At 60.6% G+C, this 4,651-nt stretch carries 5 protein-coding genes and 2 pseudogenes; 6 read left to right on the top strand and 1 reads right to left on the bottom strand.

Annotated features, from left to right (window positions below; translation table 11 throughout):
• Positions 1-83: 83 nt before the first annotated feature.
• From NKJ06_RS34405 to NKJ06_RS34425, 5 genes and pseudogenes are all read left to right on the top strand, one after another.
• Positions 84-439: pseudogene (locus NKJ06_RS34405) on the top strand (transposase); the annotation flags it as partial.
• Between the two features lie 361 nt (positions 440-800).
• Positions 801-1,079 carry a hypothetical protein gene (locus tag NKJ06_RS34410; RefSeq protein ID WP_352812367.1) on the top strand — a complete coding sequence of 93 codons (279 nt, stop codon included), beginning with the start codon at positions 801-803 and terminating at the stop codon, positions 1,077-1,079.
• Between the two features lie 6 nt (positions 1,080-1,085).
• Positions 1,086-1,364 (top strand): hypothetical protein, encoded by a 279-nt coding sequence (locus NKJ06_RS34415; protein WP_352812369.1) that lies wholly within the window; start codon positions 1,086-1,088, stop codon positions 1,362-1,364.
• 275 nt (positions 1,365-1,639) lie between these two features.
• On the top strand, positions 1,640-2,068 hold the full coding sequence (locus NKJ06_RS34420; RefSeq protein ID WP_023802917.1) for an insulinase family protein: 429 nt from the start codon (positions 1,640-1,642) through the stop codon (positions 2,066-2,068).
• A 40-nt stretch (positions 2,069-2,108) separates the two neighbouring features.
• Positions 2,109-3,167 carry a class I SAM-dependent methyltransferase gene (locus NKJ06_RS34425; protein ID WP_352812372.1) on the top strand — a complete coding sequence of 353 codons (1,059 nt, stop codon included), beginning with the start codon at positions 2,109-2,111 and terminating at the stop codon, positions 3,165-3,167.
• Positions 3,168-3,461: 294 nt separating this feature from the next.
• Here the strand turns inward: NKJ06_RS34425 and NKJ06_RS34430 are convergent, their stop codons facing one another.
• Complete coding sequence (locus NKJ06_RS34430; RefSeq protein ID WP_352812373.1) at positions 3,462-4,073, bottom strand: NAD(P)H-dependent oxidoreductase; 612 nt, start codon at positions 4,071-4,073, stop codon at positions 3,462-3,464.
• 464 nt (positions 4,074-4,537) lie between these two features.
• Between NKJ06_RS34430 and NKJ06_RS34435 the strand changes: the two are divergent.
• Positions 4,538-4,651 (top strand): annotated as a pseudogene (locus NKJ06_RS34435) (co-chaperone GroES); the annotation flags it as partial.

Genomic DNA, 4,651 nt, shown 5'->3' on the forward strand with positions numbered 1-4,651 from the left:
AGCAGTTCGAAATGCTCGCCGCATGAGCGCCGCGTGACGCTCAACCTCCCCTTGCGACCTCAGCTGGAGTTTGCGACGGAACCAGCATCGCCAGGCACATGACGCTGGCGCGTGACGACCTGTCCAAATCGGACGCTGTACTGATCGCGGCAATCGACCTCGTCACGCGCGAACGCTGATCGACGACTTTCAGCAGATGATCCGATCAAAGGCGGTCGCAAAACTGGACACGTGGCTGGACGGCGCGAAGGCAAGCCTCGTCGGCTCCTTTGCAAACGGGGTCGAAAAGGACATCGCCGCAGTCCGCAACGCCATTATCTCTCCGTGGTCGAATGGCCAGACCGAAGGCCAGATCACCAAGCTCAAACTCATCAAGCGGCAAACGTACGGCCGCGCCAAGATTGATCTGCTTCAGGCGCGCCTCGTCGGTGCAACTTAGGCTGTGGCCGCAGCGAGAGTGCGTCAGAGCCGAACGAGGACCACGTTTAAGGGGTGATTTTGGTCCAAACGGTTCGAATGGGCGGTCGTCCGCCAGCAACTTCTCCTTGCTAAGTAATCCGGCATCCTCGAAGGCCTCGCGCCAGTTCGAGGCGCATTCATATCCCGCTCCGCAGCAGCACGCGCAAGCATCGTCACAAGCCCCGAGCCGCTTCGCGTTCGGCGCTGTCCAATTTCCGACAATGTCGGATACGCAACCTAGCAGAGTCAGATCTACCAGACTGCGTATAAATGGTTTTCTCATTTGGCACGGTACATGCACGATCATCCGCAAACACGTGACCGACCAAAGAAGACGTCGCATGATCACCTCACCAAAACATACCGCCGCCGCGGAACAAATCACTTCGCCCCGAACCTTGCTTATCGTCCGTCCCGTCACCACAACCGAAGCCATCCGCTTCGTCTTCGACGGCGGCACCACGCAGGACTCGGCTGGCAAGGAGGGACTGGCCAATTTGATGACCGGCCTGTTCGACGACGGCGCCGGCGATCTCGACAGCGATGCCTTCCAGGTGACGGTTGACCATTCCGGGGCCGAGATGAGCTTCGACGCGCAGCGCGACGGCATTTATGGCTAGATGCGCATGCTGTCCGAACGGAAGGACGCCGCCTTCGATCTGCTCAAGCTCGCGGCTAACAGCCCCCGCTTCGACCAGGAGCCGGTCGACCGCATCCGCGCCAACATTCTCGCCAGCATCATCGCCAATGAGCGCGACCCCCACGCGATCGCCGAGCTTGCATGGCGGCGCAGAATCTACGGCACGCATTCTTATTCGAGGCCGGACGAGGGGCACCAAGGAGAGCCTCGCCGGCATAACGCCGGCCGATCTAGGCGCCCTCCACAAGGCCGCTTTCGCCCATGACGGGCTGCACGTCGCGGTCGTCGGCGACATTGATGCCAAAGGCCTGAGTGAAAGGCTCCACGAGTTGGTCGGCGATTTGCCTCAGAAGCAGGCGATCGCCCCGGTGGCCGATGTCGCCCCGAGCTCGGCCGGCGTAATTGGTCGCCTACGACCCGCCGCAGACTTCGGTGCAGCTGGTTCCCGGCATCGGACGCAGCGACCCGGAATTCTAAGCCGCACAGCTGATAAGCAAAATACTCAGAGGCTCGCCATTTACCTCACGGCTGTTCCAGGAAGTGCGCGAAAAGCGCGGCCTTGCGTACGGTATCCATTCCAGCCTGAAAGACCACCAGCATTCCAATGCGCTTGTCGTGACCACGGCGACGCGCGCCGACAGGGCGGCCGAGACGCTCGGGCTGATACGCCACGTGATCAGGGAGTTGGCGGAAACAGGGCCGACAGAGGCCGAGCTAAAAGCGAGCAAGAAATATCTGATCGGCACCTATGCTACCAACAATCTGGATTCCTCCAGTTCGATTGCAGCCACGCTTGTCGGGTCTTGGCACCGGCTACACCAGCGCCGCGCCGCCCACATCGATCGACCAAGTCGAGGCAGCGGCGAAGAAGCTGCTTTCGGCCGAACCCGCCATTATGGTGGTCGGCCCGCGCGTGGACGCCAAAGAATGGGCCCGGGCTCCAATTTCGCCATTCTTCTCCCCTTGTGAGGCTTTTACTGGGAGAGATCGAGCCCAAAGGGAGATTTCGATGTCTGAAGCGAGTCAGGAAAAGTTGGACGCATTCTTGGGGAAAATGGTCGGCGATCTCGGTGCGATCGCTACGGGCGCGGCTGTCTTGCTAGGCGACAGACTCGGCCTGTTCAAGGCATTGCGCGAAGGCGGCAAGATGACGGCCGCCGAACTTTCGACACGCACCGGTACCCAGGAGCGCCTTGTAAGAGAATGGCTTTCCGGGCAGGCGGCGGCGGGCTACGTCGACTACGATGAAGCCAACGACCAGTTCTATCTCAACGCCGAGCAGGAGCTGGTGTTCGCCGATGAAAATAGCCCGGCCTTCATGGCTGGCGCATTCGAGTTCCTATCCGCGCTGTGGCTCGACGAAGAAAAGGTGAGGCAAGCGTTCCAGTCCGGCAAGGGCGTTGCATGGCACGATCATAGCGCGTGTCTGTTTCGCGGCACGGAGCGGTTCTTCCGTCCAGGCTATAATGCCAATCTGATCGACTCCTGGCTGCCGGCCCTGGAGGGCGTAGTCGAGAAGCTCGAACGCGGCGTGGAGGTCGCGGATGTCGGATGCGGTCATGGCGCATCGACGGTGCTCATGGCACGTGCTTTCCCCAATTCGCGCTTCGTCGGCTTCGATTATCACGCCCCTTCGATCGAGCGCGCCCGCAAGGCCGCCGAGGAAGCCGGCGTCGGCGCCAACACGCGCTTCGAGGTCGCGGCCGCCAAGACCTATACCGGCACCTATGACCTCGTCGCTTTTTTCGATTGCCTTCACGACATGGGCGACCCGGCGGGCGCCGCCACCCATGTCCACGGGTCGCTCAAGCCGGATGGCACGTGGATGATCGTCGAGCCGTTCGCGCATGATCATCTAGCGCCGAACCTCAATCCCGTCGGACGCGTTTACTATGCCGCTTCCACGTTCGTGTGCACGCCCGCGTCCCTGTCGCAGGAAGTCGGGCTCGGGCTTGGCGCCCAGGCCGGCGAGGCGAGGCTACGCCAGGTGGTGACCGGCGGCGGCTTCAAGCGATTCCGTCGCGCCACGGAGACGCCGTTCAACATGGTGCTGGAGGCCCGTCCCTAGCGCGGCCATCTCTAGAAATTGCAGCTCATCGCTTTATGGTGAAGATCATCGTCAAAATCCGAACTCCCCAATTATCGACAAATTTTCAGAAGCGTCACTCCCCCTGACATCAGATTGGAGTTGTTAGAAGCCAACAGTAAGTTGAAGGCATACGCAGCCAAGCTCGTCGCCAGTGCCCGTCCATAAACGGTAAATTGCTGATATTATTGGACTAATTTCAGTATTTCGACGGGCAAAGCCCGGCGGTTTCAGGTACGCTGCTTCTGGTTTTGTTCTGCTGGCCGCCGAGCGGGTTCAAGCGGCTTTTTGTGTCTGTACGGCTATTCCATTGTGGTCGTAGCGGCCCAGACAGCGGGGCCCGTGGAAGATTGCATAGGCGCCGTCATGATAGCGGCGCACCTTGACTGTCGCCTTGACGAAATGGGGCCGCAGCGGGCTTTCGGGAATTTGCAGCTTCAGCCGATTGAACGAGACACAATTGTCGTTGCCGACCTGGCGCTCCTCCTGAATGCACAGGATCTCGCCCAGATCGACGCCGGGAATGGCGACGAAGGCTGAGCCTTCCTGTTCGGGCTTGACGGCGAAGCGCTTGTTGTGGGCCGGAATATAATCGACAAGGTCGAACAGGTGCTTGAGGGCGCCGGTGTAGGACGCCCTGTAGACCGGCGTTCCGACCACGAGCAGGTCGGCCTTCTCGACACGCTGGATGATCGCTTCGCCAGACGCGCCAAGCGCGCCACGAGACAACCCGGCGAAAATCGAAGGCGCCGCCTCGGTGATTTCGATCAGGCCGGCGTCCGACGGGACACGCGACGCGACCGCCTTGACCAGCGCGCTCACCACCGCGGTGGTGCGGGATGGCGTACTAACGCCGCCGGATATGCCGAGAACCGAAATTCTTGCCACGTGTCGTCGATCTCCTGTTCCACCAAGGGGATGCCCGGTTGCCAAGACGGGATCGGACGATATTACACAAAATCTATAGAGATAAGGTATTATCTTTTGATTTTTCCAAACCATTGAGAAAATCGGAGTGCTGACGCCTCATTAGCATGAGCTCTAACATCCGATTGGCGGCAAACCGCGGGCGCAGACCGGCCAGGCTTGATCGTGGCGATCGGCGCTCCGTTGCCCGGTGCGGCCCGCGCCGCAGATTGTCACCACCGGCACGTCGCGCTTTTGGTCGTCGATCGGCGTCGCCGCCGTGATAGCTGCCGTTGAATCGGACCCCGAACTGCCGCTCGGCGCCGTCTTGACTAGTATGAGCTTACAGACTATCTCACCCCCCCGTTAGCACTCGCCACTGTCGAGTGCTAACGACGCTTCGGCAACGGGCAACCGTTCAACATCCGCACCAAGGAAATCCAAAAATGGCAAAGTCGAATTTCCGGCCGCTGCATGACCGCGTGGTCGTTCGCCGGGTCGAATCCGAATCCAAGACCGCCGGCGGGATCATCATCCCGGATACGGCGAAGGAAAAGCCG

It is taken from the genome of Mesorhizobium sp. M0293 (assembly GCF_040321735.1).
Classification (GTDB): Bacteria; Pseudomonadota; Alphaproteobacteria; order Rhizobiales; family Rhizobiaceae; genus Mesorhizobium.

Bases quoted from the DNA above. Each gene is read 5' to 3' on its own strand.
- NKJ06_RS34410 (WP_352812367.1), top strand. From the start codon at position 801: ATGATCACCTCACCAAAACATACCGCCGCCGCGGAACAAATCACTTCG.
- NKJ06_RS34415 (WP_352812369.1), top strand. From the start codon at position 1,086: ATGCTGTCCGAACGGAAGGACGCCGCCTTCGATCTGCTCAAGCTCGCG.
- NKJ06_RS34425 (WP_352812372.1), top strand. From the start codon at position 2,109: ATGTCTGAAGCGAGTCAGGAAAAGTTGGACGCATTCTTGGGGAAAATG.